Origin of the sequence: Streptomyces sp. NPDC048392, from assembly GCF_043200575.1 — a bacterium.
Classification (GTDB): Bacteria; Actinomycetota; Actinomycetes; order Streptomycetales; family Streptomycetaceae; genus Streptomyces.
Map to the genome: position 1 here is coordinate 87,092 of NZ_JBICYB010000013.1, position 26,871 is coordinate 113,962.

The window sequence follows — 26,871 nt, forward strand, 5'->3', positions numbered from 1 at the left end:
GGCGAGCGGCGCGGTGAGGGCGTTAGAGCCGTGACAACTCGTCCACCAGGTCGTCCAGGCCCAGCGAACCCTGGGAGAGGGCCGCCATGTGCCAGGCCTTCGGGTCGAAGGCGTCGCCGTGCCGCTCGCGGGCCTTCTCCCGACCCAGCAGCCACGCCCGCTCCCCCAGCTTGTAGCCGATCGCCTGACCCGGGATCGTCAGGTACCGGGTCAGCTCGCTCTCCACGAAGTCCGCCGGCCGGCTGCTGTGCGCGCCGAAGAACTCCTGCGCCAGCTTCGGCGTCCAGCGTTCACCCGGGTGGAACGGCGAGTCCGCCGGGATCTCCAGCCCCAGGTGCATGCCGATGTCCACGATGACCCGGGCGGCCCGCATCATCTGCGCGTCCAGGTAGCCGAGGCGCTGCTCGGCGTCCGTGAGATAACCCAGCTCGTCCATCAGCCGTTCCGCGTACAACGCCCAGCCCTCGGCGTTGGCGCTGACCATGCCCACGGACGCCTGGTAGCGGGAGAGGTCCTGCGCGACGTGCGTCCACTGGGCGAGCTGGAGGTGGTGGCCCGGGACGCCCTCGTGGTACCAGGTCGACACCAGGTCGTACACCGGGAACCGGGTCTGGCCCATCGTCGGCAGCCAGGTGCGGCCGGGACGCGAGAAGTCCTCCGACGGCGAGGTGTAGTAGGGCGCCGCCGCGCTCCCGGGCGGGGCGATGCGCGACTCCACCCTCCGTACCCGCTCGGCGAGTTCGAAGTGCGTGCCGTCCAACTGCTCGATCGCCTGGTCCATCAGACCCTGCAGCCAGTCGCGGACCTCGTCGACGCCCTCGATGTGCCTGCCGTGCTCGTCCAGGTGCGCAAGCGCGACCCAGGGCGTCTCGGCGCCCGGCAGGATCTTCTCGGCCTCCGCCTTCATCTCGGCCAGCAGGCGGTGGTACTCGGCCCAGCCGTACGCGTACGCCTCGTCCAGGTCCAGATCCGTGCCGTTGTAGTAGCGCGACCAGCGGGCGTAGCGCTCCCGGCCCACCGTGTCCGGGGCGCCCTCGATCGCGGGCGCGTACACGTCGCGCATCCAGTCCCGCAGCTCCACCACGGCGGCGGTCGCGCCGCGCGCGGCCTCGTCCAGCTCCGCGCGCAGCGCCTCGGGGCCGTCGGCGGCGAAGTCCTCGAACCAGCCGCGTCCCTCGCCCGTGTCCGCCCACTCGCCGAGCTGCTCGACGAAGGCCGCGGTCGGACGCGGCGCCGCGTACAGCTCGCGTTCCAGGCCGAGCGACAGGGACGCGCGGTAGCCCGCGAGCGCCCCCGGTACCGCGCGCAGCCGCTCGGCGATCCGCGCCCAGTCCTCTTCGGTCTGTGTCGGGGTCAGGGTGAAGACCTCGCGCACCGAGTGGGCGGCGGTGCCCATGTTGCCCACCGAGCGCAGGCCCTCGTCGGCCTCGTGCACCGCGAGTTCGGCCGTGAGGCGCTCGCGCAGCAGCCGCGCGCAGCGCCGCTCCACGCCGCTGTCCCCGCCGGGCCGGCGCTCCGCCTCGTCCAGCCGGGCGAGGGTGGTGCGGGCCAGCTCCGCGAGGGCCTCCTGTCCGGCGGGCGAGAAGTCGGGCAGGCGGCTGGAACACTCCGCGACACCGAGATAGGTGCCGGTGACCGGGTCGAGGGCGATGAGCTCGTCGACGTAGGCGTCGGCGACCTCGCGGGGCAGCGGGCTCTTGGTCTCTGACATGCGGACATCCTCATACGGATACCGGTGCCGCGTCAGCCCGGTCGACCGGGCCCGGTCGCTTGGGCGGCCGGATTTCGCTCAGGGCGTGGTCGCGGGCGACGTCGTCGGCGTGGATGCGGACGTGTCCGTCGGCGTGGCCGGTGGCAGCAGAGGACCGCACTCCCACTGCTGGAAGATCAGCCGTGTCTCGACGCGGGCCACTTCCCGCCGGGACGTGAACCCGTCCAGGACCAGCCGCTGCAGATCCGACATGTCCGCGACCGCGACATGCACGAGGTAGTCGTCCGGGCCGGTCAGGTGGAAGACGGTGCGCGACTCCGGCAGCGCCCGGATCCGCTCCACGAACGGTCCGACCAGCTCCCGGCGGTGCGGACGCACCTGCACCGACAGCAGCGCCTGCAGACCACGCCCCAGCTTCGCCGGGTCCAGCTCCAGCCGATGGCCGAGGATCACCCCGGCCCGCCGCAGCCGGGTCACCCGGTCCAGGCAGGTCGACGGGGCGACGCCGACCTGGGCGGCGAGATCGCGGTAGGTGGTTCGGGCGTCGTTCTGCAGCAGCCGCAGCAGATGGAGGTCCACCGGATCCAGTACGACAGAATCGGCCATTGCCCGAACGTAGCACGGCCTGTGACCCACTAGCCCCGGCCATTGTTCACTCTTCGGCCATGGACTCAGCGCGCACGCACACGTCGCCACCCGATGACGTACGCACCACCGCACCCACGGGCAGGGCACTGGCCACCGAAGCCGTGCACGCCGGCCGCGACGATCTCGCCGGCCAGGGGCTGCACGCCCCGCCCATCGATCTGTCCACGACCTACCCGTCGTACGACAGCCGCGACGAGGCCGCCCGCATCGACGCGTTCGCCGCCACCGGCGCCGAGCCGGAGGGCCCGCCGGTCTACGGCCGCCTCGGCAACCCGACCGTCGCCCGCTTCGAGACGGCACTGGCCCGGCTGGAGGGCACCGAGGCCGCCGTCGCCTTCGCCAGCGGCATGGCGGCGCTGAGCGCGGTCCTGCTGGTCCGCGGCTCGACGGGGCTGCGGCACGTCGTCGCCGTACGGCCCCTGTACGGCTGCAGCGACCACCTGCTGACCGCCGGGCTGCTGGGGTCCGAGGTCACCTGGACCGACCCGGCGGGCGTCGCGGACGCGCTGCGCCCGGACACCGGCCTGGTGCTCGTGGAGTCCCCGGCCAACCCGACGCTGGCCGAGGTCGACCTGCGGGCCGTGTCCCACGCCTGCGGGACGGTGCCGCTGCTCGTGGACAACACCTTCGCCACACCCGTGCTCCAGCGCCCCGCCGAACACGGTGCCCGGCTGGTGCTGCACAGCGCCACCAAGTACCTCGGCGGGCACGGAGACGTGCTGGCCGGCGTGGTGGCCTGCGACGAGGAGTTCGCGGGACGGCTCCGGCAGGTCCGCTTCGCCACCGGCGGAGTGCTGCACCCGCTGGCCGGATACCTCCTGCTGCGGGGGCTGTCCACCCTCCCCGTGCGGGTGCGGGCCGCCTCGGCGAACGCCGCGGAGCTCGCCGACCGCCTCGCCGCCGACCCGCGGGTGGCCCGGGTCCACTATCCGCGCATCGGCGGCGCGATGGTCTCCTTCGAGGTCCACGGCGACCCGCACCAGGTCATCGGCGGCGTCCGCCTGATCACCCCGGCCGTGAGCCTCGGCAGCGTCGACACCCTCATCCAGCACCCCGCGTCCATCAGCCACCGCATCGTGGACCCCGACGACCGCAGGGACGCCGGGGTCGGGGACCGGCTGCTGCGGCTGTCGGTCGGCCTGGAGGACGTCGACGACCTGTGGGCCGACCTGGACACGGCGCTGGGGGAGCGGGCGGCCGGGGCGATCCCGCTGCGGGAGGCACTGGCGCGCACCGAGTAACGGCGCCTGTCGGCGCACTTCTTACGTGCCGCCCCCGCTGCCCTCTGGGCCCTGTCGTCGCACTCCCGTCTGCCCTGCGACGTCGTGCACGCACTCTCGCCGTACCGGGCCCTGGCCCGGGTACCTCCCGTACGAGGCCCAGGACCCGGCGTGCCGAGAGCACGCTCCCGACGCCGCGGGGCCGCCCTCCGGGCGACGACGCGAGTTCGACGACAGGACCTAGCGCTCCTGGCCGATCCGCTCCCCGTACGGCAGCCGGGCCGCGGACCGGGCCGACGGGTCCAGGCGGGCCGTGACGACCAGGGTCCCCTCCTCGATCTGGTAGTCGAGGGGGAGGCCCAGGCCGCGCATCGCGGCGACCATGCCGGTGTTGGACGCCTGCGTGACCGCGTACACGCTTTCGCAGCCCGCCTCCGCCGCCATCGCCACCAGCCGGCCGAGGAGTTCGCCGCCGATGCCCCGGCGCTGCCAGCCGTCCTCGACGAGCAGCGCGACCTCCGTCTCGTCGCCGTCCCACAGCAGATGACCGAGGCCCACGATGCGGCCCGAGGCGGTCTGCACCGCGAGAGTGCGGCCGAAGCGCGGGCTGAGCAGGTGGTTGAGATACCGCTCGGCGTCCCCGACCGGGCCGTGGTAGCGCATCCCGAGCGTCCGCGCCGAGCAGCGCTCGTGCATCGCCTTCGCCGCCGGAAGGTCTCTCGGGTCGGCGCGGCGGACGGTGATGTCGCTCCCCGCGGACAGCGTCAGCACGTCCCGGCCGCGCGGGACCCGCGGGCCGAGCCGCGCGTCCAGCTCGACCAGGGCACGCGCCCGGGCGAACTCGGCCGGGGTGAACGGCAGGTGAGGACGCTCCACGCTGATCACGCCGCCCTCCGGGGCGCGCAGCCGCAGCACGGTGTCCTCGAGCGCGCCCTCCGGCGGTACGGCGCCGGCCGCCGCGCCCGTGCCCGGGGGCAGTGACCTGATGGTGCACCTGCCCAGCAACTGCCGCAGGGCCAGCGGGAGTTCCGCCGTATCCAGGGCCGTGCGGGCGGCCAGGCGCAGCACCCGGGTCGGCGCGTCCACCAGGTCGTGGGCGTCCGCCCGCTCGGTCCAGGTGTGGGCGCCGCCCGCCGTCGTCACCACGTCGGCCAGCTCGGCCCCGCTCAGCTCGCCCGGTGCACGGAGCAGGAACTCGTCCACGGTGCCCTCGGCCAGCGGGTGAGTCTGCAGGCTCAGGATGTCGATCCGCCGGTCGGCGAGGGCAGCGCACAGCACGGCCAGCGATCCCGGCGCGTCGCGCACCGTCGTCCGCATCCGCCACAGCGCGCACCCTTCGCCCGGCCCGGACCCGCCCGGCCGCTCGGCGGTCGGTGGCCGGGCGCCGGTATCGTCCGCCGGCGGCGCCTGCCCGTGGCCTCGTGACCACCGGGTGTGGAAGCGTGCCGTGGCGATCAGTGCCGCCACCGAGGCCAGCACGACGGCGGGCACCGCGGGACCGTGCTCGAAGAGGTGCGCCACGGCGTCCGTCACATCAGGCATCTCTCGACTCATGCATCCACTGTGAAGGAACGGTGTTGCGTGATCACGAACGCTCTGTGACCGATGGGTAAAGAGGGCTTCCGGGACATCCGGGAGGAGTTGACCCGCTGCCGGGCCGCGCACCGGGGGATGACGCCGGTGCGCGGCACACCCGACAGGCTACGGGACTACGGGCCGACCCGGCCCGGCCGCAGCAGCTTCGTGAACAGCACCGGGCCGTCCTGTTCGCGCAGCCGCACCGTCATCTCGGCGCTGCCACCGTCGATGTCGACCTCGCCGAAGAGCTGGTAGCCGCCCGCGGGCGAGACGTTCGAGGCGGTCGGCGCCTTCAGGAACACCCGTTCAGGACCGAAGGTGCCGTGGCGCGGGCGCGGGCGCGGGCACGGGCGCAGGTAGGGGCAGGGATACGGACGCAGATCAGGTCCACGCACGGGCGCAGGCACCCCGTCACAAGGCATCCGCCATCGTCGCCACCCCCGCCCGGATCCGTCCCGGTGGCAGATGCGCGTACCCCAACACCAGCCGTACCGCCGCCCCGCCTGCCGGGGCACCGGTCACCGGGCCACCGGCCGCCCCGCCGTGCCCGTACGCGGCCAGCGAGCGCACCGCGACGCCCGCCTCCGCCACGCGGGCGAGGAAGCGCCCTGGGGCCCGTACCGCTCGGGAAGCGTGGCGATGGCGTGCAGACCGGCGGCGATGCCGGTGACCCGTGAGCCGGGGAAGTGTTCGCTCAGCGCGGCGGCCAGGGCGTCGCGGCGCTCCCGGTACGCGCGCTGGCAGGCCCGGAGCTGCCGGTCGTAGTCGCCGTGCTCCACGAAGCGGGCGAAGAGTGCCTGGTCCAGGGCCGGGTGTCCGAGGTCGGTGGTGCGCTTGCGTTCGACGACGTCGTCCGCGAGCCAGTCGGGCACCAGCAGCCAGCCCAGCCGCAGCCCCGGAGCGAGGGACTTGCTGACCGAGCCCGTATAGGCGACCCGTTCCGGGTCGAGCCCCTGGAGCGCGCCCACCGGGGCCCGGTCGTAACGGAAGTCGCCGTCGTAGTCGTCCTCCAGGACGAGTCCGTCCACCGACCGTGCCCAGTCCAGCAGTCCAGCAGTCCGGCACGGCGCCGCGCCGAGTAGGCGATCCCGGTGGGAAACTGGTGGGCCGGTGTCGTCACCACCACGCGTACGCCCGAGGCACGCAGCGGACCGACGGCGATGCCCTCGTCGTCCAGGGGCAGGGGCACGGTGCCGACATCCGCCGAGGCGTACAGGGCGGCGTGCTGAGGGCTCCCGGGGTCCTCGACACCGGCGGTGCGCGTCCCCGTGCGCGCGGAGCACGCCCGCCAGCAGCGCGGTCGCCTGCGCCGCCCCGGACACCACCACGATCCGCTCGGGGTCCGCCACCACACCCCGGCGCCGCCCGAGCAGCTCGGCCAGCGCGGTCCGCAGCCGGGGCAGCCCACGCGGATCGGGATAGCCGAGGCTTTCGTGCGGCAGGTCCGCCAGCACGCTCCGCTGCGCCGCGGCCCACGCCGAACGGGGGAAGAGCGACAGGTCGGGTGTCCCCGGCACGAAGTCGGCCCGGTCCCCGGGGGAGCGCGGAGCGAGGTCGCGCGCGTGGGCGGGCGGCCCGTACGGCGTCGCCCGCCCAGGTGCCCGCACCCCGACCGCTGCGCGGATACCCCTCGGCCGTCAGCTGCTCGTACGCCTCCGTGACCAGCCCCCGCGACACGCCGAGATCGGCCGCGAGGTCCCGGCTCGACGGCAGGCGGGTACCCGGGGAGAGCCTCCCGGAGCGGACCGCCTCCCGCAGCGCCCCCGTCAGTGCGCGGCCACGCGCGCGTGCCGGTGCCGAGGCGGCGGGCAGCAGCAACTCCCACGCTGACGTCATGAAAACGGTCCCCCGAGGATCACTCGTCCCAATCGCCTCCACTTTACGAGGGGTTGGGCTCGTTGGCGCGTAAACCGGAGTGACAGACCACAGCGAGGGGGCAGGCTGATGTCGGGCCCCGGAATCGTACGCGCAATTCAGGAGCGCCCGTGGACGCCAAGAACCGTTTCGAGACGAAGGTCACCTTCGCTCTCTCCCGACTCGAATGGCTGGGCTTTCTCGCCGTATCGCTGGTGCTCGCGTTCCAGCACCGCACGGAAATCCGCTGGGGCGTTTTCGTGCTGCTGTTCACGGTGATCGACGCCGTCGGATACATTCCCGGAGCGATCGCCTTCAGGCGCCGCCCGGACCGACGGGTTCCGCGGGGTTACTACGTGGCCTACAACGCGATGCACAGCCTCGTCACCGCAGGTGCCCTGGCCGGGGCGTGGGCGCTGTTCGTACGGCCGGAATGGGCGCTGCTCGCCCTGCCGATCCACCTCATGGGCGACCGGGCGCTCTTCGGGAACTCCCTCAAGCCCTTCGGTGTCGCCTTCGAACCGGAGACCACCCCGGCGTTCCGGTCGTTCGAGCAGAGGTATCGCCCGGCGGCGGCTTCCGGCGATTCCGGCGGATCCGGCGCGGCGCGGAATTCCGTGGACGTCTCCGTGGAGGGCACCGATGCCGTCCGTACTTGACACGCTCGCCGCGCACAGCGACAACCCCAGCTCCTTTCTCGCCCTCAACAGCGGGAACACGTACTTCCACGACGACGGGTTCGACGGCGCCTGCGCCTACCGCACCTCCGGCCGTTACGTCCTGCAGTTCGGCGGCCCCTTCACGGCGCCCGAGCACCGCGCGCGACTGCTGGCGGCCTTCACCGCCCACACCGGACGCCGCCTGGTCGCCGTGCAGCTGCAACGGGCGGACGCAGAGCTGTACGCGGCGCACGGGTTCACGGTCAACCAGATCGGGGCGTCGTACGCCGTCGACCTGAGCCGCTTCACACTGCGCGGCTCACGGTTCGTGCGCCTGCGGAACAAGATCTCGCGCGCTCGGCGGGCCGGCCTGGAGGTCGCCGAGGTGCTGGACGGCGACGACTGCGCCGAGCTGGACCGGATCGACCAGCGCTGGCTGCGGGAGAAGGGCCGGCACGTCAAGGAGCTGCGGTTCCTGGTCGGCCAGCGGACCGGCAGCCTCCAGCGGCACCGACGCCTGTTCGTCGGCCGGATCGACGGTGAGGTGGTCGGCTACGTCAACTACTCGCCGGTCTACGGCAGCCGCCCCGGCATGCTGCACGACCTCAGCCGACGCCGTCCCGACGCCCCGCCCGGCGTGATGGAGGCGCTCAACGCCACCGTCATGGAGCGGCTGACCGCCGACGGCGCCGGCTGGCTGCACTTCGGCTTCACCCCGTTCACCGGTCTCGACCCGAGCCACGAACTGCCGGGGGCCAGCCGCCTGTTCAGCCGGTTCGCCCGCTTGCTGGCCGAACACGGCGACGCGGTCTACCCCGCGGCCTCCCAGCTCGAGTACAAGCAGAAATGGGCCCCGCACGCGGTACTCCCGGAGTACATCGCCTTCCGCGGCAGGCCCCGCCCCGGCGCCGTCTGGCAGCTACTGCGCGCCACCAACGCCGTCTGACCGCACCTGCGTTCGCGCCGTGGCCACGCACCCGACCGCGTCCGCACCGCAGTCCCGCCCCCCTTCACCCAGGAGGACCGCACGCCCATGAGATTCCTCGAGCGTGAACGCACCACCCTCACCAAGCTGCTGCCCGACCTGGACCCCGCCCTGCGCGACATTCCCCTGATGGACCTGGAGCGGCCGGGCAGCCCGGGCATCCGGCACTTCCGGGACAGCGGAGCCCCCGGACTGCTCGTCCCCGAGTCCCATCAGGGGCGCGGCGCCACCGCGCTGGACGCGCTGCGGGTGCAGCGGGCCATCGGCAGCCGCTCACCGTCCCTGGCCGTGGCCACGACCATGCACCACTTCTCCATGGCCACCCTGGTCGGCCTCGGCGGTCTCGGCGGCGGCCTGGAGTGGATGCTGATCGAAGGCGTGGCGTCCGGCAACCGCCTCATCGCGTCCGGCTTCGCCGAGGGCCGCAGCGGCGCCGGCATCCTGGACCCGTCGATGACCGCCACCGCGACCGCGGACGGCATCCGGATCAACGGCGTCAAACGGCCGTGCAGCCTGGCCCACTCCATGGACGTGCTCACCGCGGGTGTGGTGATCCCGCGCGAGGACGGGCAGGGCGACGAACTCGCCGTCGCCCTCGTGCCCGCCGACAGCGAGGGCCTGAGCGTCAGCGGCTTCTGGTCCAGCACCTTCCTGGCCGGCGCCGAGAGCGAACAGGTCACGCTCACCGACGTCCTCGTCCCACCGGAACTCGTCCTGCGCACCGCGACCGCCTCCGGGGAGCGCCTCGACGAGCTGCAGACCGCCGGCCTGGTCTGGTTCCAGGTGCTGATGACGGGGAGTTATCTCGGGGCCGCGTCCGCCCTGGTGGAGCGCGTGCTGCTGAACGACCGGATCCCCGAACACGAGCGCGTACGCCTTTTCGTCGAGACCGAGGCCGCCATGGCCACCGCCGAGAGCGTGGCCCGCCGGGTCGACGCCGGGGAGCTGGACGAGTCGGCCCTCGCCCACTCGCTGTGCGTGCGCTACGGCGTCCAGGACGCCCTCGCCCGTATCGTCCCCCGGGCGGTCGAACTGCTCGGCGGGCTGAACTTCATGAGCTCCGACGAGGTGGGCCACCTGGCCGCCTGCGCCAACGGCCTGTCCCTGCACCCTCCGTCACGCTCCCGCATGACCGGCCCCCTCTCCGCCTACCTGGCCGACGGCCCGCTCGCCCTCGCCTGACGCGCGACGAGACCGCGGTGGCGCGTGCCCTTCCGGTACCGGCCGTCGCCGCCTCCCCGCCTCCCCGCCTCCCCGCCACTCCGGCCGGCCGCCGTGGCGCCCGCCGTTCCAGGACCGGCCGTCGCCCGTCCCCGGCCGACCGTCCTGCCGCCTCCGCCCCCAACCCCGGCCGACCGTCGCCCCGCCCCCCCCGTCGCCCCGCCCCCGACCCCGGCCGACCGTCCTCCCGCCCCGGCCCGGCACCGGCCGCCGTCCTGTACGGCCCGGCACCGGCCGCCGTCCCCACGCTCCACGGCACCGAAACCCGTCGAGGGGAGCCCACCATGCCGCTGAACGCCCCACGTCCCACCGTCCTGCCCGCACCGCCCCGCCCCACCGTGCGAGAACGTCCCACCCTGCTGCTCACCGGCGGCTCCGGCGTCCTAGGGCGCGCCCTGATCGACGAACTGGCGCCCGACTACGACCTGCTCTGCGTGCGCCGCACCAGGCCGCTGCACGATCCGCGGGTGCGCGAGATCGAGGGCGACCTCCTCGCCCCGCGCCTCGGCCTCGGCGCCGGCGCCGGCGCCTGGTATGAACTGGCCCTGCGCGTCGACGTGGTGCTGCACTCCGCCGCCCAGACCAACTGGCGCACTCCGCCCGAGGAGATCGTGCGGACCAACACCGTCGGTGTGGAGACGATGCTCGATCTCGCCGCCCGCGCGGACGCCCCGCTCTACCTGGTCAGCACCGCCTTCGTCGCCAACACGCCGAGCGAGGAGGACCGGGAGCGCTTCCCGGGCGCCGCCGCGTACCTCTCGTCCAAGATCAGCGCCGAGCAACTGATGCGGGAGTCGGGCGTGCCCGGGGCCATCGTGCGCCCCTCCGTCGTCATGGGCCACTCGGCCACCGGACACATCGCCGGACAGCAGGGCCTCACCAAGACGATCGGTGCGATGGTCCTCGGCCAGGTGCCGGTGCTTCCCGGTGCCCCCGAGGCCCGCGTCGACATGATCCCGCAGGACTACGTCACCCGGGCCGTCGGCGCCCTGATCCGCGGCGGTGTCGGCAGCGGCGAGTACTGGCTCACCGCGGGCAGCCAGGCCCCCGCCCTGAGCGAGATCGCCGACACCTGCGCGGAGTTCGCCGTCCGCCACGGCCTGCCCCGGCCGCTGCGCCCCCGGCTCATCCCCGTCGAGGCCGTCCACCGGCTGCTGCTGCCCATGCTGGAGAGCACCTCGCTGCCCGCCTCGGTGCGGCAGCGCTTCCGGCACTACGCCGAACTGCTCCTGGTCTTCCAGCGCGAGCTGCCGTTCGACTCCTCCCTCGGCACCCCCCACTGCGGCACCCGCGTCACCCACGCCGACATCCGCGCCGCGCTCGTACGCAACCTGGAGAGCTGGGCCGCGGACCGGTCCGGAGTACTGGGCCGACACCGTGCGCCCGCGGCCGTGGCGAGCGCGACGGAGGTGGCGTGATGGCCCTGTCGCCCTCCGCCACCGAAGCCGCCGAGGCCATCGAGCCCGCCCGAGCCACCGAGGCCACTGAGCCGACCGAGGCGGCCAAGCCGGTCGAGCCGACCGAGGCCGCCAACGCCGTCGAGCGGACGGCGGCTGCCAAGCCGGTTGAACCGACCAAGGCCACCGAGGTGACTGACCCGACCGAGGCGGCCAAGCCGGTCGAGCCGACCGAGGCCGAGGAGTCCGCCGCGTCCCGCGACCGGACCGACGTCGTCGACCTCTACCTCAAGCACATCGGATCCGGCCGCGCCGTCATGGGCCGGGTCATGGGCGGCATGGCCGAGGTCCGCTCCGAGGGCGTCTGGATCCACGCCGACGACGGCCGCCGCTTCCTCGACTTCGGCGGCTACGGAGTCTTCATCCTCGGCCACCGCCACCCGGCCGTCGTCGAGGCCGTGCACCGCCAGATCGACACCCACCCGCTGGCCAGCCGCGTCTTCCTGGAACCCGTCGCCGCCCGCGCCGCCCAGGCCCTCGCCGCCCACACCCCGCCCGGACTCGACTACGTCCACTTCGTCAACTCCGGCGCCGAGGCCACCGAAGCCGCCCTTAAGCTCGCCCGCGCCCACGGACGCACCTCGGTGATCACCACCCGCCGCGGCTTCCACGGCAAGACGCTCGGCGCGCTCAGCGTCACGGCCAACGCCACCTACCAGACGCCCTTCCAGCCCCTGCTCCCCGATGTCACGCAGGTCGCCTACGACGATCCGGCCGACCTCGAACAGGCGCTGGCCGCCCGACGCGACCGGGCCTGCGTCATCGTCGAGCCCGTCCAGGGCGAGGGCGGCGTCCGCATCCCCGGCCCCGGCTACCTGAGCCGGGTGCGCGCGCTGTGCAGCGCCTACGGTGCCCTGCTGGTCGTCGACGAGATCCAGACCGGTATGGGACGGCTGGGTACCTGGTTCGGCGTGGACGCCGAGGGCGTGTGCCCGGACGTGCTGCTGGCCGGCAAGGGGCTCAGCGGCGGTGTCGTACCGGTCGCCGCCATGGCCGCCACCGCGGAGGCCTACGCGCCCTTCGGCCGCGATCCCTACCTGCACACGTCCACCTTCGGCGCCTCACCGATCGCCTGCGCCGCCGCCCTCGCCACCGTACGGGCGATGGAGGAGGAGGACACGGTGGCCCGGGCCGCCGCGCTCGGCCCGCGTGTCCTCGCCGCGGTACGGGACGTGTGCGCGCCCTACGCAGGGGACCTGGTCCGCGAGGTGCGCGGCCGTGGACTGCTGATCGGTATCGAGTTCGCCGAGGAACAGGCGGTCGGTGAACTGCTGCTGGAGCTGATCGCCCGCGGAGTCCTCGTCAACCACTCCCTCAACTCCACCCGGGTACTGCGGCTGACCCCGCCGGCGGTGGTCGGGGACACCGAGCTCGACCTGTTCCTGACCACCCTCGTCGAGGCCCTGCGAAGCACGGCCGACCGCATGTCCGGCTGACCCCAGCGCCCGCACACCCTCCGGGAAGGAACCGAACGCCTCATGCGCCACGTGGTTTTGCACGCCCTCGCCGAGGACCTGGCACCCGCCGACGTCTACCGCCGCATCAGCGACTTCCGCCGCTACCCCGAGTACAGCGAGGTCTTCCGCGAGGTGCGCGTCGAGCCGCCGCTCCCCGACGGCTCCACCGTCTCGGACTGGACCGTCGAGTTCCGGGGCGGCCTGATGCGCTGGCGGGAACGCGACACCTACTCGCCCGACACGCACTCCCTCGCCTTCGAACAGCTCAGCGGCGACTTCCAGACCTTCGAGGGCGGCTGGCGGTGCGAGCCGAGGGACGGCGGCACCCTCGTCGTCTTCACCGCCGCCTTCGACCTCGGTATCCCCTCGCTGGCCGAGATCCTCGACCCGGTCGCCGAGTCGACCGTGCGGACCAACATCGCCCGCGTGCTGCGGGGCCTGGCGGACGCGGAGGTGATCGATGAACGCGCGGCTGCGGCTCGTGGCTGACCGGGCGGCGACGACCTCCGACCCGCTGCACGAGGAACCCGGACCGGGCGCCGCCCGCTGCCTCGGCCTCTACGCGAAGCTGGCCGCCGGGGTGACCGTGGTGACCGCGCGGGGCGAGCACGGTCCGCTCGGCATGACGGTCTCCGCCGTCACCTCCCTCTCCGCGCGCCCGCCCCTGCTGGTGGTCTGTCTGCGCGACGGCTCCCGCACCCTCGCCGCCGTCCGCGCCCGCCGGACCTTCGCCGTTCACCTGCTGCGCGAGGAACAGCAGGACATGGCGGGCCGGTTCGCGTCGCCCACGACGACCGCGGCCGAGCGGTTCGCAGGCACCGACACCCGGCAGGTGCTCGGCGTCCCCGTACTGGCCGGCGCGCTCGCCTGGTCGGTGTGCCTCACCGAGGACGTACGCCGCTACGGCGACCACCACCTCGTCGTCGGCCGGGTCGCCGCCGTGCACGTGGGTGCCGGCCGGCCGCTGCTGTGGCACGACCGCAGGTTCGGCGCGCTGACCGAGCCGGTGCCGGACGCCGCCGGATGACCGGTCAGCCGGCCGGGACGCCGTACTGGGACCCGGCCGAACTGCCGCCCCAGCCCCAACTGCACGGCGTGGTCACCGCGGACGTGGCCGTCGTGGGGGCCGGCCTGGCCGGGCTGTCCTGCGCCTACCACCTCGCGGAGCGCGCCCCCGGGCTGGACATCGCGGTGGTGGACGCCCGGCAGCCGGGCGCCGGGGCCAGCGGCCGGGGCACCGGCCTGCTCGGGCCCCGGGCGGGGCCCGCCCTCGACCGCGCGGTGCGCCGCTTCGGCGCGCGGACCGCACGCCGGATGCACCGGGCCAGTCAGCAGGCGGTACGGGAGGTGCTCGACCTGTGCACACGGCTCGAAGTGCCCTGCGGGCTGCGGTTCGGCGAGCAGCTCGTGGCCACGCGCTCACCCGCCGGTCTGGTGGCACTCGCCCGCCAGGCCCGCGCCTGCCGCGAACTGGGCCTGGACGTTCCCGTCCTCGGCCCGGCCGGTATCCGCGAGCGCGTCGGAGTGCCCTACCGCGCCGCACTCCTGCACCGCCCCGCCGCCACCCTCGACCCGGCCGCCCTGACCTGCGCCCTCGCCCGCGCCTGCGCCGACAAGGGGGTGCGGTTCTACGGCCACAGCCCGCTGCTGGCCCTGCGCCCCGGCGACCTGGTCGGCCCCGAGCTGGTCCTCCCGCACGGCCGGCTCTACGCCGGGCAGGCGGTGCTGGCCGTGAACTCCGCCGCACAGGCACTGGACCTGCCGGTCGGCACGGTGCTCCCGCTGGAGGTGTACGCCGTCGCCACCGCGCCGCTGAGCCCCGGCGCGTACGAGGCACTGGGCGGGCGCACCGGACACTCCGTCGTCGACGCCGTGCCGCTGGCGCCGTACTTCCGGCTCCTCCCGGACCGGGGGCTGGTCGCGGGCGGAGGCACCGCCGCGGTCCCGGCCGGGCTCGCCGCCCCCCGGCTCCAGGCGCTGCGCGAGCGCGCCTGGGCCCGGCTGGAGGGCTGGCTGCGCTCCCTGCACCCCGACCTCGCCCGGGTCGGGGTCACCCACCGCTGGTCCGGCCGGATCGGCATGACCGGCGACGACCTGCCGGTGGTCGGGCCCGTCCACGGTTTCCCCGACGTCTGGTTCATCGGCGGCTGCTGCGGACACGGCCTCGCCCTGTCCGTGGCGCACGGCGCGCACGTGGCCGCGGCCCTGCTGGGCGAGCCGGAACCCGGCGAAGCACTGCCGTGGCACCGCTCCAGGGCCCCCCGCCTGCCCGTGGGCGGTCCAGCGACCCCTCTGCTGCGCGCCTGCGTGGACGCGTACGGGTGGGCCGCCCGGCGTGTCTGCTGACGGCGGTCGCGCGATGGTGTCCCATTCCACGAATCGACCGGGAGGTTCTCATGCTGCGACCCCGCCTGGGCACGGACGGCCGCCTGCCGCCGTCCGTGCCCATGGGCACCGTCGACATCGCCTTTCACCGCGCCGCGCACGGACGGCCGCTCCCCGTCGTGTTCGCGTTCCATTTCGACGGCCGGGCGCCCGCCCTGGACTCCGTGCGCGCGCGGGTCGCCGAACGCGCCCACCGCATCCCTGCGCTGCACTACCGCATCGCACGCGAGAGCGGGAGGTTCCGGCGGGTGGACCGGATCGCGGTGGACCGGCATGTGCACGAGGCGTGGCTGCCCGACGACACCGACGGGTCGGCCACCAGCCGGCTGATGCTCTCCCGCCCCATGGACACCGACGACCGGCCGTCCTGGGACGTCTGGCTGGCGCACGGCCCGGCGGGCCGCCACACTCTCTGCTACCGCACCGACCACGCGTTCCAGGACGGGGTGGGTGCCGCCTACACCGCCCGCGCCCTGCTCGGCGACGACACGGAGGGCGGACCGGCCCCGCTGCCCCGCCGTCTGCCCACCGCGGCCGGTCTCGCCGGCAGCCTGGGTGACCTGGCGGGCGCATTCGGTGCGGCGACGGCGAAACCGGCCTTCGACGGAGTGAGCACCGGGCGGGTCGACGTGTGCCACACCGACACCCCGCTGGCCCGGCTCCGCGCCATCGGCCGCAGGCACGGGACCACGGTGACGGACGTCTACCTCGCCGCCCTGTCCCACTCCGTCCGCACCTGGCACCTGAAGGAAACCGGCACGGTCCACCCGCCGCTGCCCGTGGCGCTTCCGATGTCCGTCCGCGCTCCGGGCGAGGAGCAGGCCCCCGGCAACCGCATGGTCACCGCTCGGATGCTGCTGCCCTGCGACGAGGAGTCGCCGCAGCGGGCCCTGGCCCGGGTCACGGCCGCGATGAACCGGTTGCGGGCCGGACGGCGGCGTGACGCCATGCGCCTGCTGCTGGCGGCCGCCCCCCGGTCGGTCGGCGCCCGGGTCGGCGTCCGGCTGGTGCACGGCAGGCTCGTCGCCGGACCGGTGAGCAGCGTGAACTTCGGCACGGCGCTGGTCCACCAGGGACTCGCGGCCAGGCGGGCGGCGGTCTTCACGAGCGTCGCGTCCGGTATCCGCAGCGTGGTGACGCTGACCAGTCAGCACGACACCGCGTGCCTGACCGTCGTGCACGACGAGGCGCTCCGTACCGCCGGCGAACTCCCCGGCCTGTGGCTGGCGGCGCTGCTGGAGCTGGAACGCGGGTGACCCGCGCGGTGTCCGACGAAGCCCCGGGCAGGCGCCCGGGGCTTCCTCGTACGAGGGTTCAGCGCGAGCCGCGCAGCGTTCCGGTCGTGAGGAAGGCGCACTCGGCGGCGGCCTCGCCGACCAGCGGCAGGTACGGGGAAAGGCGTTCCAGCGCGTAGGGCAGCGTGAACACATCGGCGACCCGCGCGTCCCAGCCGTGCTCCGCCCACCAGCCCTCCGGCTCGGCGAGCTGCCAGTTCCAGGCGGCGCCGACCGTGGCGAGGGCTTCGAGGAAGGGCGCCACCAAGGGCGAGGCCACCGCCCCGGCGTTCACGCATTCGGCGCCGAAGCTGCTGCCGTCGGCGGACAGTTCGGTCATCGTGGCGACGACGGCCGTCACCTGGGCGGGGTGGAGGAAGTACAGCGGGGCCTCGCAGAGCCAGGCGGCGGGCCCGGCGGGATCGAATCCCGCCGCGACCAGCTTCTCGCCCCACGAACCGGTGATGTCCGCTCCGACGGTGCTGCGGCGCCCGCAGGTGACCGGGCTGCAGTCCAGCACGCGTTCCTTGAAGGCCAGAACGGCGGGAACCTCGACCTCGAAGAGGTGCACGCCGGTCGGCCAGTCGAGCCGGAAGGCGCGGGTGTCCAGTCCGGCACCGAGCAGGACCACCTGACGGCAGCCCGAACGGGCCGCGGTGAGCAGGTAGTCGTCGAAGAAGCGGGAGCGCACCACCTGCCAGTCGGGCAGCAGGCGCTGCATCGGTCCGTCACCGGGCGGACCACCCTCGAACCCGGCCGTGTGGAGGAAGTCGGCGGCCCACGGATCGCGGACGTGCGGCACGGGCCGCAGGTACTCCGCCGCGTGCGCGGCGGCCGTCCAGAGCGCCGCGTGTGAGAGACCGTCCGGGGCGCGGACGGCCGGCGCGGACGGTGGCTGCGGTCGGGTGGATCCGGGCATGGGACCTCCTTGGGTGGAGACGCGACGAGGCGAGGCGGAACGGGGCGGGGCGGCCCGGCGCGGGTCCGGGTCAGCCGGAGCGGCGACGGCTCAGCAGGAAGGCCGCGGCGCCCAGCGCGAGCAGACTTCCGGAGGGACGGGTGGGCCGCTGGCCGCCCATCGCGGCCGGAGTGCGGGGCTCGTGGATGTTCAGCGCGAACTGGCGGTTGGCCACGTCGGAGAGGACCCCCCGGACCTGGTCAGGGCTGGTGACCGCGGCCAGCAGCAGTTCCATGGAGTTCCGGGCGAACTGGTTGCGGCCGAGGAACTCGCGGCCCAGGGCGAAGAGGATCCTCGGCACCTCCGCCTGGAACACCTCGGGCAGCGTGATCTCGGGAGCCAGGCAGCGCACCGAGCCGTCCAGGTTCGCGAACGACTTGCCGAGCAGCGACACGGCCGGTGGCGAACCGATACCCCGCTTGGTCGCCTTGGCGAGCACGGTGGTGAGCGAGACCCCGAAGTTCATGTCCTCCAGCGACAGATGGGAGACCTTGGGCACGAAGGCGGCCATGTCGGCGGCGAACGCGGGCATGTTGGCCCACGGCGTCATACGGCCCATCTGAGCCCAGTGCTGAGCCAGTCCGGCGCCGTCGTTCTGCGCCAGCGTCATGAACAGGGGCAGCAGCTGCAGGCTGGTGCGCCGGTCCAGTCGGCCGACCATGCCCCAGTCGATCAGTGTCGCCGGTCCGCCCGGAGCCGCGAAGACGTTGCCGGCGTGCGGGTCGGCGTGGAAGAAGCGGTGGACGAAGTACCCGTGGTACATGAAGCGCAGCAGGTCCTTGCCGATCTCCATGCGTTCGTCGTCGGTGAAGTGGTCGCGGTCGACGTGCCGCACCGACTTCCCCTCGGCCAGTGACTGGACGAGGACCCGGGGACTGGCGTGCAGGACCCGGGGCACCTCAAGGGACCGGAACGGCCGGACGTGCTCGCGGGCCTCGTCCATGTTGCGGGCCTCGCCGGTGAAGTCCAGTTCCGGTTCCATGGCGTCGAAGACCGAGCCGAGCATCGCCTCGATGTCGATGACCTCGTTGAACCGGGGAGCGACGCGGGCCACGATCCGTGACGCCCGGCGCATCAGGGCCATGTCCGCGAGCACGCCCTCACGGATGCCGGGCCGCTGGATCTTCACCACGGCGGCGCGTCCGCCCGGCAGCGTGACGCGGTAGACCTGGGCGAGGGACGCCGCCCCGAGCGGCGCGGCGGTCTCGACGTCGTCGAAGCGCAGTTTCCAGTCCGGCCCCAGGTCTCGGACCAGCACCGGTTCGAACTCCGAGAACGGCTGGACGTCGACCTCGTCGTGCAGGTTCTGCAGTTCGTCCCGGATGGACTGGGGGACCATGTCGGGCCGGGTGGAGAGGATCTGGCCCAGCTTCACGTAGAACGGGCCCAGGCTCTCCAGAGCCTGCCGTACCGCTTTGGCGCGGCGCTGCTCGGACCCGGCGGAGGCCTCAGTGTCCTCCGCCGGGAAGGGCGCGTCCCGCTTCGGACGTCTGCGCAGCCGGGCCGCCTGTCCCACCTCGTCGGCCACGAGGCTGCCAAGGACCTTGACCACGAGACGCAGCCGATCGCCGACGACAGACGCCATCGTGTGTGATCCTCCTCAGGTGGGACGCGTACGGTTCCTCGGCCGGCGCGCACGGGCGCGGAGCCGGCCGGCGGGGCGGTGGTGTACGACCGGTCAGTCAGCCCGAGGTCGAGGAATGCCCGCCCTGGGGCCTGTCACCCCCTTGTTGTCCCGTCAGGCCCTGCAGGGCGGCGAGGCCCTGCTGTCCGGCCTGGGCCGGCAGGTTGGTCAGGTTCTGCAGCCCCTGGAGCGCCTCGATGAGCTTGGGGAGCACCTGGAGCAGCTGGGTGAGCTGGGTCGGGAGCGACATGAGGTCGCCCGCGCCGCCCGCGGCCTGTCCGAGGCCTCCGGCCAGCTGACCGAGCCCGCCGAGGGCACCGGCCGCGCCGCCGAACGCGGCCAGCGGATTGGCCGCCCCGCTCAGTGCGGCCAGCGGGTTGCCGGCCCCGCTCAGGGCGGCCAGGGGGTTGCCGGCCCCGCTCAGAGCGGCCAGCGCATTGCCGCCGCCCGCGGCGCCCGCGAGCGCGGCCAGCGGGTTCTGCGCCGGGTTGGCGAAGTTCCCCGGCTGGCCCGTCGCTCCCTGAGTGAGATGGGCGAGCGGGTTGCCGCCGCTCCCGAGGCCGCCCAGCGCGGCCAGCGGGTTGGCGGCACCCGCCAACGCGGTCGCCGGGTTGACCGCCCCGGCCAGTGCGCCCAGGACGTTCGGGGGGAGACCGGCCAGCGGGTTGGCGGCGCGGCCGGAGTCGCACGACGACCCCGAGTCCTCTCGGTTCAGGAGGTCGTCGAACGCTTCCTTCCAGCTGTCGGCCGTATCGCCGACCAGGTCCTTGAAGATGTCCTGGATGTTCTTGCTCTTGGCCATGGGTGTGGTCCCTTTCGATTTCTCTGCGATGGGAAGGGAGATGACTTTCGGGCGTTAGTGGGCGCAGCCGTCCAAGGCTTTCGCGCACACGCTCTTCAATCGGGCGCGGCCTCTTGTGAAAGCGGCTTCGGCGGCTTTCACTGAAATGTTGTGCATGCGGGCGAATTCCGCGGTGGAAATGCCCTTGGCGCGGGCGAGTATGACCTCCTGTTCCCGTCCTCGCAGGTGTTGTACCTGGCCCAGCAGCCATCTGCCGAAGTCCTTGTCGCAGACGTCCTCCTCGGTCGTGCCGAAGGTGTCCACGAGCGCTGCGCGCTGCAGAAGTCTGCTGCGACGCTCCGTGTCACGGTAGAAGTCGATGCAGAGGCGAAGCGCCACGGACGTCAGAAAGGAACCGAGTCGATTTCTGTCCAACGCGGCGTGGGCGGCTGCGCGGGCCATGGTCTCCTGAACGCAGTCCTCGGCGTCCTGGAAATTCGGCAGTCTTCTTCGAACCAATCGCATGAGGCGGTCCTGATGCTGGAAGATATCTTCCCAGGAGCATTCAGCGGGCGATTGGCAGGCGGAATGTCGCACCATCGTGGATTGCAGCCCGTTGTCTCTCGGATTGGGCAGGGAGAACCGCAGCCGACTTTCCATTTGTCGGCCATGTGGTTTTCTTACCCGAGGCCCTGGAGCGGCAAACCGGAATATGTACTTCCGGCGGTCGGCGGAAATGTTTTTTCGCGCTCATTTCCGAGGGGCGGGCCGTCGTGCCCAGTCGCGGTTCCAGTTGAGCCACATGTCCCGCACGGTCTGGTGCACCAGCGAGCTGCCGGCACGCAGTTCGCTGGTGTACGCCTGGACCGCCTCCTTGCCCACCAGCCGCGCACCGCCGGTGAAGTAGGAGCCCCGCACGTGCCGGGGCGAACGGTACTTGCCCCACAGGAGGATCTTCATCAGCGGCCAGAGGGTGAACACTCCGGACGGGCATCGGTTGTCGGGGTCCAGCGTCCTCCAGACCGCCGGCACGAGCCCGCTCTCGCCCAGCAGCGCGTAGATGCGCGCGATCGTCTCCTCCTTCGTCGACTCGCCCGCCCGATAGGCGAGTACGGCGTCCCTCGACTGGTCGAACATCCGCTCCACCCAGGGATTGTCCATACCCTGGAGACCTCGGTACGGCGGCAGCTCCAGCATGTCGAAGCAGGCGGGGTCGTGCGTCTTCTCGTACGTCACGGCGGCCTGGTTCTGGGCGTTCGTGCCGTACAGGGTGGTGAGCGTCCATACCCGGTTCCAGGCGTTCCACAGGTCGAAGTCGTCGAACGCGATGTAGCTGCAGGACACCAGGTCGTCGTAGAACCGGAACATGCGCTTGGTCCAGTGGTCCAGGTACGCGAACCGGGAGGTGTCGAAGTCGTTCTCGCGCACCGCGTCGATGAGCCGGTGGCCCAGCGCGTTGAGCGCCATCACGGTGACGGCGAGCCCGCTGGAGAAGAGCGGGTCGATGAAGTCACTGGCGTGCGGCAGCAGGCACCACCGGTCGCCGACCACCTTCTGCGAGGCGAACTGGGTGCGGTCGGTGGACACGTACGGCCGGACCGCCCGGGCGTTCTCGAACTGCCGCGCCACACTCGGGAACCGGCGCACATGGTGCCAGAACTCCTCCTCCGCCGAGGAGTCCTCCGGTCGCGGGTGCCGGTCGAGGTCGAGGTTGATGCCGACGCTGCACAGCTCACTCGTGCCGGCCGACTGGTTGTCGAACGGGATGACCCAGAACCATCCGCCCTGGAAGAGATGGTGGAGCGTGCCCTGGCTGAACGGGCTGGGCATGCCGTGCTGTTCGCGCGGCGGCGACACGGCGTCGAAGGGGCGCACGTCCACCATGTGCGTGAAGATCGTGCGCGACCGGGTGCGGTACGGCGGCTCCTGCCGCAGCCCGAGCCGCTCGGGCAGCACCGCCCGCATGCCGCCGGCGTCGACCACGTACGACGCCCGGAAGCTGCCGCGGTCCCGGGTGACGAGCGTGGCACCGTCCTCCTCGAACTTCACGTCGTCGACCATGGTGTGGGTGTACGCGGTGACGCCGTAGGACACGGCGACGTGGAACATGTACGCGTCCACGTCCTGCCGGAAGTAGTGCGAGTCCGGGCCGAGCGGCGGGCCCCAGGTGGGGTACTGCGTGCACTCGTCGGGCCGTGTCGGCTCGCCCTCCCGGTGGTAGATGAAGCTGAAGTTCCGCTTGACCCCGCAGTTCGACGACACGTGGCGGCGCACCGCCGCGTTGGTCGCCAGGTGCTCGAGTTCCGGGACGTCGTAGCGGCGGGCCAGCACCCGGAGGCCGAACGTGGTCTCGGGGACGGTGGACTCTCCGATGGCGAACCGGGGATGACCGCTGCCCTCCAGCAGCAGCACACGCACGCCGTGACGGGCGAGAACGGTCCCCAGCATCGTCCCGCCGATGCCGCCTCCGACGATGGCGACATCGAAAACACGCTGGTCTTCTTGCATGTCTGCGGTTCCTTTCGCGACGGGAAGGGCGAAATGCCGGGCTCCGTTCACCGAGGGGTGACCGGGGACCCCGGCAGCGCCCGGCGCAGCCCGCAGGCCGCCGCCCGGGCGGAGAAGGACACGGCGAACCAGGGGGTGGGCGCCGACTCGGCCAACCGTTTCCGGTCGCCGGGCACGTGGCGCTCACCGCGACCGGTGACGTCCAGCCACGCGCCGAAGTGCAGCAGCCGCCCCTCGGGCCCGGCATCGCGTGCCGGGAACGGCCGCATGTGTTCGCGCACCGCCCGCGTGAGGGTCGTGCGCCGTCCCGTCCCCACTCCGTGCCCGGCCAGGAATTCGTCGAGCAACTGGGCGGAACGGTGCGGGAATCCGCCGCGCCCGAGCCGCGTGCGCCCCACCAGCCCGGCGTCGTGGAAGGCCGCGGCGGCCAGCAGGCCGACCCGGTCGTAGGCCGTCCCATGGACCCGTGCGAAGGCGTCGGCCAGCAGGAACGTCCGCAGGGAGTGCACGGCGACGTGCGGCGGCAGCAGGCGGCGCATCTCGGTCAGTGCGGCGCCCGCGAGGGGATGCCCGAGCAGCTCCGCCAGGGCTGGCCGGCCGAGCAGGGGCCGCCACGCCACGGGCAGCGCATCCGGCGGAACGGAGGACGAGCCGGCCCCGCCCTCACCGGTACCGGGAACCTCCGGCACTTCGGGCCTCGCGGCCATGGCCCAACCCCCTCGCCCTGCGATCCATCGGCAGTGTCCGTCTCATCTGTCTTTACGCTCGGGCCGCACTCCGACCCCCGTTTCGCAACGCCCTTTCTCCGTCCGCGCGTTGACGTACAACGGGCGGCGCACGATGCGAGAAGCGCGCTCCGGGCGCACGTGCCGACCTCCTTTTCGAAAATATCGAAAAGATGAACCCTACTTATCCCAAGGAGTGAATTCTTTCCCCCGATCGAGGGATCGTTGCGGAATTCGATGGACGTGAGACTGAGAAGTCGGATCACCGCAGCTCCATTCCCCGAGAAAAGGGAGAACACCGTGAGCTTCCTCAATCCCCGCCTTCCCGGCGTCAACTCGGACGATCTCGTCGCGGACATCACCGAGTCGCCGCACCGACTTGGCGCGGTAGCCCAGGCCGGCGGAGCGCAGGTCATCGCCACCGTGGACGTGCGGGCCGGAGAGGACGACTGGAACACCCCGCCGACCGAGGAGCATCCGCGTCCGGTGGTGCTCGTACACGGGACCTTCGGCAACCGCGGCTACACCTGGAACACGGCGACGCCCCTGCTCCGCCGACACGGGCACCGCGTCTTCCGGCTCGACTACGGCCAGCACGGCAATCCCGTGATCTTCGGCCTCGGCGACATCAGGTACTCCGCCCGGCAGCTCGCCGACTTCGTCGACGAGGTGCTGCGGCGCACCGGAGCCCAGCAGGCCGACCTCGTCGGCTTCTCACAGGGCGGCATGATGCCGCGCTACTACCTCAACGCGCTGGGCGGCGGGCCCAAGGTGCACAACTTCGTGGGCATCGCACCAAGCAACCACGGTGTCACGGCCCAGGGACTCATGAACCTGGCCCGCCAGATCCCCGGGGCGGTCGAACTGATCGAACAGGGTGCCGTCGGGGAGGTCGTGCCGGCCTGGCCGCAGTTGCAGCACGACCACCCCTTCCAGCGGGAACTGGCCGATCTGGGCGAGACGACGGAGGGGGTCCGGCACACCGTCATCGCCACCCGGTACGACGACGTGGTCACCCCGTACACCTCCTGCGCCCTCGAACCGGCAGAGGGGCGCTACGTCAACAACATCGTCCTGCAGGACATCGACCCGGACGACCACACCCCGCACGTGAGCATGCCCTACAACCCGACCGTGCTGAAGGAGGTGCTCGCCGCGCTCGCCTCCTGAGCGCGGCTGCCGTCGAGGATGCCGCGGGCCACCAGCGCCGGGTCGTCGTTCATGGGGACGTGGCAGCATCCCGACAGCCGCACCAGCCGGGCGCGCGGGATGGTGTGCTTCGCGCGTACGCCCTGCCGGGGCGGGAGCAGCCGGTCCCGGCCGCCCCACGCCACGGTGACGGGGACGCCGGGCACGTCGTCGGTGAACAGCACGCTCCGGCCGGCCCGCAGTGTCTCGGCGAACCCCTCGGCACGGGCGAGCGCCAGTGTCTCGGTGCGGCAGCGCGGACGACTCCCCGGACCCCGGCAGGTCCACGGCTGTCACCTCGCGTTCGGTGGCCAGGATGTCGATCACCGGGTCCCAGGCCTGGCGGTGGTGACCGATGCCGTGCGGCAGGAGCGGCGGCTCGCCGGTGCCCACGCGCGTGTGGGCGAGGGCGATGTCCGGCGGACCGTGCCCGGCGGGGGCCGTGAAGGAGAGCGTTGCGGACATGGGGCTCCTTCTCGCGAACACGCGAACACGCGAACACGCGAACACGCGAACACGCGAACGACGGCAGCGTCGGGTAGACAGCTTGTCAGCAAGAGCTACCAGCGGGTAGCCCCGTGTCGGGTGCGGGGCGCTTCCGCCTGGACACCACCGGACGCGTCCGCTGGGATGGAAAGGTGACCACCGAAACCGCGACCGACGTCTTCGAAGAACACCGGCCCGTCCTCACGGGAGTCGCCTACCGGATGCTGGGTCGCCTGGCCGACGCGGAGGACGTGGTCCAGGAGGCGTGGCTGCGCTGGTCCGGCGCCGACCGGTCCGTCGTCCGCGAGCCCCGCGCCTACCTGGTGCGCATCACCACCCGCCTCGCCATCGACCGGCTGCGCCAGATCAAGTCGCGCGGCGAGACGTACGTCGGCCCGTGGCTGCCCGAGCCCTACGTCACCGACTTCGGCGACGCCGAGCCGGACACCGCCGAGCGGGCCGTCCTCGCCGACTCCGTGTCCCTCGCCGTCCTGGTCGTCCTGGAGTCGCTGTCACCGCTGGAGCGCGCGGTCTTCGTCCTCAGGGAGGCCTTCGGCTACCCGTACGCGGAGATCGCCGCCATGCTGGAGCGCGGCGAGGCCGCGGTCCGTCAGCTCGCCGGGCGCGCCCGCAAACACGTCGACGAGCGACGTCCCCGCTACGAGGTCGACCCGGCGCAGCGCCGCGACCTGACCGAACGCTTCCTCGCCGCGGCGGCCGACGGCGACCTGGCCGGCCTGGTGGCGCTGCTCGCGCCGGACGTACGGCTGGTGGGCGACAGCGGTGGCAAGGCCAAGGCGCCGCTGCGCGTGCTGGAGACCTCCGACAAGGTGGGCCGCTTCGTGCTCGGCGTCGCGCGGCAGGGTGTTCCCGACGCCACCTTCCACTTCCTGGAGCTCAACGGCGGCCCGGCCCTGCTGGTCCGCTCCGGCGGAAGGCCCGACGCCGTCGTCCAGGTGGACGTCGTCGACGGACGCATCCAGTCGATGTACATCATCCGCAACCCGGACAAACTGAGGTCTTTGGCCGACATCGTCTAGCTCCGCCCGGCCCTTCTCCCTCTCGCTGCCCAAGGCCCCGGCCCCGTCCCACGACGGCGGCCGGGGCCTTACTGCCGTGGGATTGGTCTTGACCAAGGGGTCGGGTCGCTTTATGGTCACAGAGAAGTGCAACAACCTTTAATAAACAAGGGCGTCAAAACGCCGCCGGACCACGGCGATTGCGGAGGACAGGGTGGGGACCACGCAGTTGGAATCGGTGCCGGAACCGAAGTACTGGCACCTCAGGACCGTGCTCAGCGAGGCCCTGGACTCGGAGTTCGAGGTGGGTGAGATCCTGCCCAACGAGCGCGACCTCGCCGCCCGCTTCGGCGTCGCCCGCGCGACCCTCCGCCAGGCCCTGGAACAGCTCGAGCTGGAAGGCAGGCTCCAGCGCCGCCGCGGTGTCGGCACGACCGTGGCCCCGCCGCGTGTCGGCGTGGCCGTCGGCACCCCGCAGCACGCCTGGCCCGGTACGGCCGACGACGCCTGGCACCCGGCCGACTGTGTCCTCGCGGCACCTCCCGCGGCCGTCGCAGACGCCCTGGGGGCCGGCCGCGACGAACCCGTCCACACCGTCCGCCGCTCCCGCGTGAGCCACGGCCAGCCCGTCGCCGCGGAACTGCTGTACGTCCCGCCGTCCTCGGTGCCCGGCCTCACCGCCATCGACGCGCCCTCCGGCCCCGCACGCGCGCGTGCCGTGCTGCGCGAGCTGCAGCGCGGGGATCTGGAGCGGCAGGAGAGCGCGGTGGAGCTGGGTTCGGTCGGCGCCGGCGACGCGAAGGAACTGGACCGTCTCCCGGGCGCACCCGTACTCGTGGTCACCACCCGCTACCTCGCCGGGGGCCGCACCGCCGCGCTCTCGGTCGCCACCTACCGCGCGGACACCTGCCGGCTCACCTTCGGGGACTCGGGAGGCGTGGAGATCCACCACGGCCCGCAGACCCAGGCCTCCTGACCGTCGGGGCCCGTCCCCGACGCCACCTCTGCCGGCCGTCGCCGGTTCGGCTGCGTGCCGTTCCGTTTGTGGCGGTCGGGCGGTCTGGCGGCCCCGCAGTCCGTCGCCGCGCTCCTCGCCCGACCGGCCGGGCGCAACGCCTGGGCCGCCCCTCCCG

22 protein-coding genes and 3 pseudogenes are annotated in these 26,871 nt (G+C 72.9%); 13 read left to right on the top strand and 12 right to left on the bottom strand.

What is annotated here, in order from left to right:
- Positions 1 to 22: 22 nt before the first annotated feature.
- Positions 23 to 1,711, bottom strand: coding sequence for a DUF885 domain-containing protein (locus ACGFYH_RS19260; RefSeq protein WP_393804328.1), 1,689 nt, complete (start codon positions 1,709 to 1,711; stop codon positions 23 to 25).
- A gap of 78 nt (positions 1,712 to 1,789) precedes the next feature.
- Positions 1,790 to 2,317 (bottom strand): Lrp/AsnC family transcriptional regulator, encoded by a 528-nt coding sequence (locus ACGFYH_RS19265; protein ID WP_393804329.1) that lies wholly within the window; start codon positions 2,315 to 2,317, stop codon positions 1,790 to 1,792.
- Positions 2,318 to 2,376: 59 nt separating this feature from the next.
- Between ACGFYH_RS19265 and ACGFYH_RS19270 the strand changes: the two genes are divergently transcribed.
- A complete protein-coding gene (locus ACGFYH_RS19270) occupies positions 2,377 to 3,600 on the top strand; it encodes a trans-sulfuration enzyme family protein (protein ID WP_393804330.1) in 1,224 nt (407 codons plus the stop codon).
- A 219-nt stretch (positions 3,601 to 3,819) separates the two neighbouring features.
- Here ACGFYH_RS19270 and ACGFYH_RS19275 read toward each other — a convergent pair whose 3' ends face one another.
- The 3 genes and pseudogenes from ACGFYH_RS19275 to ACGFYH_RS19285 form a co-directional block, all read right to left on the bottom strand.
- Positions 3,820 to 5,121: a GNAT family N-acetyltransferase gene (locus tag ACGFYH_RS19275; RefSeq protein WP_393804426.1), complete on the bottom strand. Its 1,302-nt coding sequence runs from the start codon at positions 5,119 to 5,121 to the stop codon at positions 3,820 to 3,822.
- Positions 5,122 to 5,288: 167 nt separating this feature from the next.
- Positions 5,289 to 5,480, bottom strand: a pseudogene (locus ACGFYH_RS19280) (alkaline phosphatase); the annotation flags it as partial.
- 88 nt (positions 5,481 to 5,568) lie between these two features.
- Positions 5,569 to 6,993: pseudogene (locus ACGFYH_RS19285) on the bottom strand (PLP-dependent aminotransferase family protein).
- 149 nt (positions 6,994 to 7,142) lie between these two features.
- Here ACGFYH_RS19285 and ACGFYH_RS19290 point away from each other — a divergent pair.
- The 9 genes from ACGFYH_RS19290 to ACGFYH_RS19330 all read left to right on the top strand — a co-directional run bounded on the left by ACGFYH_RS19290 (position 7,143) and on the right by ACGFYH_RS19330 (position 16,431).
- Positions 7,143 to 7,670 (top strand): hypothetical protein, encoded by a 528-nt coding sequence (locus ACGFYH_RS19290; protein WP_393804331.1) that lies wholly within the window; start codon positions 7,143 to 7,145, stop codon positions 7,668 to 7,670.
- Positions 7,654 to 8,616 carry a bifunctional lysylphosphatidylglycerol flippase/synthetase MprF gene (locus ACGFYH_RS19295; protein WP_393804332.1) on the top strand — a complete coding sequence of 321 codons (963 nt, stop codon included), beginning with the start codon at positions 7,654 to 7,656 and terminating at the stop codon, positions 8,614 to 8,616. The genes ACGFYH_RS19290 and ACGFYH_RS19295 overlap by 17 nt, the downstream gene beginning before the upstream one ends.
- Before the next feature lie 87 nt (positions 8,617 to 8,703).
- Positions 8,704 to 9,837, top strand: coding sequence for an acyl-CoA dehydrogenase (locus ACGFYH_RS19300; protein WP_393804333.1), 1,134 nt, complete (start codon positions 8,704 to 8,706; stop codon positions 9,835 to 9,837).
- 323 nt (positions 9,838 to 10,160) lie between these two features.
- Positions 10,161 to 11,294 (top strand): SDR family oxidoreductase, encoded by a 1,134-nt coding sequence (locus ACGFYH_RS19305; protein ID WP_393804334.1) that lies wholly within the window; start codon positions 10,161 to 10,163, stop codon positions 11,292 to 11,294.
- Positions 11,294 to 12,769: an aminotransferase class III-fold pyridoxal phosphate-dependent enzyme gene (locus tag ACGFYH_RS19310; RefSeq protein WP_393804335.1), complete on the top strand. Its 1,476-nt coding sequence runs from the start codon at positions 11,294 to 11,296 to the stop codon at positions 12,767 to 12,769. The genes ACGFYH_RS19305 and ACGFYH_RS19310 overlap by 1 nt, the downstream gene beginning before the upstream one ends.
- 42 nt (positions 12,770 to 12,811) lie before the next feature.
- Positions 12,812 to 13,279, top strand: coding sequence for an aromatase/cyclase (locus ACGFYH_RS19315; protein WP_393804336.1), 468 nt, complete (start codon positions 12,812 to 12,814; stop codon positions 13,277 to 13,279).
- Positions 13,251 to 13,817, top strand: coding sequence for a flavin reductase family protein (locus ACGFYH_RS19320; protein ID WP_393804337.1), 567 nt, complete (start codon positions 13,251 to 13,253; stop codon positions 13,815 to 13,817). Before ACGFYH_RS19315 ends, ACGFYH_RS19320 begins: the two co-directional genes overlap by 29 nt.
- The gene (locus tag ACGFYH_RS19325; RefSeq protein WP_393804338.1) at positions 13,814 to 15,136 is read left to right on the top strand and encodes an NAD(P)/FAD-dependent oxidoreductase; all 1,323 of its coding nucleotides are present in this window, start codon (positions 13,814 to 13,816) and stop codon (positions 15,134 to 15,136) included. The genes ACGFYH_RS19320 and ACGFYH_RS19325 overlap by 4 nt, the downstream gene beginning before the upstream one ends.
- Before the next feature lie 50 nt (positions 15,137 to 15,186).
- Positions 15,187 to 16,431 carry a wax ester/triacylglycerol synthase domain-containing protein gene (locus ACGFYH_RS19330; protein WP_393804339.1) on the top strand — a complete coding sequence of 415 codons (1,245 nt, stop codon included), beginning with the start codon at positions 15,187 to 15,189 and terminating at the stop codon, positions 16,429 to 16,431.
- Positions 16,432 to 16,489: 58 nt separating this feature from the next.
- Here the strand turns inward: ACGFYH_RS19330 and ACGFYH_RS19335 are convergent, their stop codons facing one another.
- The 6 genes from ACGFYH_RS19335 to ACGFYH_RS19360 form a co-directional block, all read right to left on the bottom strand.
- A complete protein-coding gene (locus ACGFYH_RS19335; RefSeq protein ID WP_393804340.1) occupies positions 16,490 to 17,368 on the bottom strand; it encodes an SAM-dependent methyltransferase in 879 nt (292 codons plus the stop codon).
- Between the two features lie 70 nt (positions 17,369 to 17,438).
- Positions 17,439 to 18,992, bottom strand: a complete 1,554-nt coding sequence (locus tag ACGFYH_RS19340) for an ABC1 kinase family protein (protein WP_393804341.1) — start codon at positions 18,990 to 18,992, stop codon at positions 17,439 to 17,441.
- A 97-nt stretch (positions 18,993 to 19,089) separates the two neighbouring features.
- Positions 19,090 to 19,833 (bottom strand): hypothetical protein, encoded by a 744-nt coding sequence (locus tag ACGFYH_RS19345; protein ID WP_393804342.1) that lies wholly within the window; start codon positions 19,831 to 19,833, stop codon positions 19,090 to 19,092.
- Positions 19,834 to 19,887: 54 nt separating this feature from the next.
- Entirely contained in the window at positions 19,888 to 20,472 is a 585-nt protein-coding gene (locus ACGFYH_RS19350) for an RNA polymerase sigma factor (RefSeq protein WP_393804343.1), read from the bottom strand.
- 90 nt (positions 20,473 to 20,562) lie between these two features.
- The gene (locus ACGFYH_RS19355) at positions 20,563 to 22,320 is read right to left on the bottom strand and encodes an NAD(P)/FAD-dependent oxidoreductase (protein WP_393804344.1); all 1,758 of its coding nucleotides are present in this window, start codon (positions 22,318 to 22,320) and stop codon (positions 20,563 to 20,565) included.
- A gap of 47 nt (positions 22,321 to 22,367) precedes the next feature.
- A complete protein-coding gene (locus tag ACGFYH_RS19360; protein ID WP_393804345.1) occupies positions 22,368 to 23,027 on the bottom strand; it encodes an HD domain-containing protein in 660 nt (219 codons plus the stop codon).
- Between the two features lie 318 nt (positions 23,028 to 23,345).
- On the opposite strand from ACGFYH_RS19360, the gene ACGFYH_RS19365 reads away from it, so the two are divergent.
- A complete protein-coding gene (locus ACGFYH_RS19365; RefSeq protein WP_393804346.1) occupies positions 23,346 to 24,215 on the top strand; it encodes an esterase/lipase family protein in 870 nt (289 codons plus the stop codon).
- Here the strand turns inward: ACGFYH_RS19365 and ACGFYH_RS19370 are convergent.
- A pseudogene (locus ACGFYH_RS19370) lies at positions 24,167 to 24,698 on the bottom strand (alpha/beta fold hydrolase). The gene ACGFYH_RS19365 and the pseudogene ACGFYH_RS19370 overlap by 49 nt on opposite strands.
- A gap of 173 nt (positions 24,699 to 24,871) precedes the next feature.
- Here ACGFYH_RS19370 and ACGFYH_RS19375 point away from each other — a divergent pair.
- Together ACGFYH_RS19375 and ACGFYH_RS19380 are read left to right on the top strand one after the other, a co-directional pair.
- Positions 24,872 to 25,759 carry an RNA polymerase sigma-70 factor gene (locus ACGFYH_RS19375; protein ID WP_393804347.1) on the top strand — a complete coding sequence of 296 codons (888 nt, stop codon included), beginning with the start codon at positions 24,872 to 24,874 and terminating at the stop codon, positions 25,757 to 25,759.
- 193 nt (positions 25,760 to 25,952) lie between these two features.
- Positions 25,953 to 26,714: a GntR family transcriptional regulator gene (locus ACGFYH_RS19380; RefSeq protein ID WP_393804348.1), complete on the top strand. Its 762-nt coding sequence runs from the start codon at positions 25,953 to 25,955 to the stop codon at positions 26,712 to 26,714.
- Positions 26,715 to 26,871 lie beyond the last annotated feature (157 nt).

Bases quoted from the DNA above. Each gene is read 5' to 3' on its own strand.
- ACGFYH_RS19355 (WP_393804344.1), bottom strand. From the start codon at position 22,320: ATGCAAGAAGACCAGCGTGTTTTCGATGTCGCCATCGTCGGAGGCGGC.
- ACGFYH_RS19330 (WP_393804339.1), top strand. From the start codon at position 15,187: ATGCTGCGACCCCGCCTGGGCACGGACGGCCGCCTGCCGCCGTCCGTG.
- ACGFYH_RS19345 (WP_393804342.1), bottom strand. From the start codon at position 19,833: ATGGCCAAGAGCAAGAACATCCAGGACATCTTCAAGGACCTGGTCGGC.
- ACGFYH_RS19335 (WP_393804340.1), bottom strand. From the start codon at position 17,368: ATGCCCGGATCCACCCGACCGCAGCCACCGTCCGCGCCGGCCGTCCGC.
- ACGFYH_RS19310 (WP_393804335.1), top strand. From the start codon at position 11,294: ATGGCCCTGTCGCCCTCCGCCACCGAAGCCGCCGAGGCCATCGAGCCC.
- ACGFYH_RS19360 (WP_393804345.1), bottom strand. From the start codon at position 23,027: ATGGCCGCGAGGCCCGAAGTGCCGGAGGTTCCCGGTACCGGTGAGGGC.
- ACGFYH_RS19320 (WP_393804337.1), top strand. From the start codon at position 13,251: ATGAACGCGCGGCTGCGGCTCGTGGCTGACCGGGCGGCGACGACCTCC.
- ACGFYH_RS19305 (WP_393804334.1), top strand. From the start codon at position 10,161: ATGCCGCTGAACGCCCCACGTCCCACCGTCCTGCCCGCACCGCCCCGC.
- ACGFYH_RS19350 (WP_393804343.1), bottom strand. From the start codon at position 20,472: ATGGAAAGTCGGCTGCGGTTCTCCCTGCCCAATCCGAGAGACAACGGG.
- ACGFYH_RS19340 (WP_393804341.1), bottom strand. From the start codon at position 18,992: ATGGCGTCTGTCGTCGGCGATCGGCTGCGTCTCGTGGTCAAGGTCCTT.
- ACGFYH_RS19275 (WP_393804426.1), bottom strand. From the start codon at position 5,121: ATGCCTGATGTGACGGACGCCGTGGCGCACCTCTTCGAGCACGGTCCC.
- ACGFYH_RS19295 (WP_393804332.1), top strand. From the start codon at position 7,654: ATGCCGTCCGTACTTGACACGCTCGCCGCGCACAGCGACAACCCCAGC.
- ACGFYH_RS19270 (WP_393804330.1), top strand. From the start codon at position 2,377: ATGGACTCAGCGCGCACGCACACGTCGCCACCCGATGACGTACGCACC.
- ACGFYH_RS19300 (WP_393804333.1), top strand. From the start codon at position 8,704: ATGAGATTCCTCGAGCGTGAACGCACCACCCTCACCAAGCTGCTGCCC.
- ACGFYH_RS19315 (WP_393804336.1), top strand. From the start codon at position 12,812: ATGCGCCACGTGGTTTTGCACGCCCTCGCCGAGGACCTGGCACCCGCC.
- ACGFYH_RS19265 (WP_393804329.1), bottom strand. From the start codon at position 2,317: ATGGCCGATTCTGTCGTACTGGATCCGGTGGACCTCCATCTGCTGCGG.
- ACGFYH_RS19325 (WP_393804338.1), top strand. From the start codon at position 13,814: ATGACCGGTCAGCCGGCCGGGACGCCGTACTGGGACCCGGCCGAACTG.
- ACGFYH_RS19260 (WP_393804328.1), bottom strand. From the start codon at position 1,711: ATGTCAGAGACCAAGAGCCCGCTGCCCCGCGAGGTCGCCGACGCCTAC.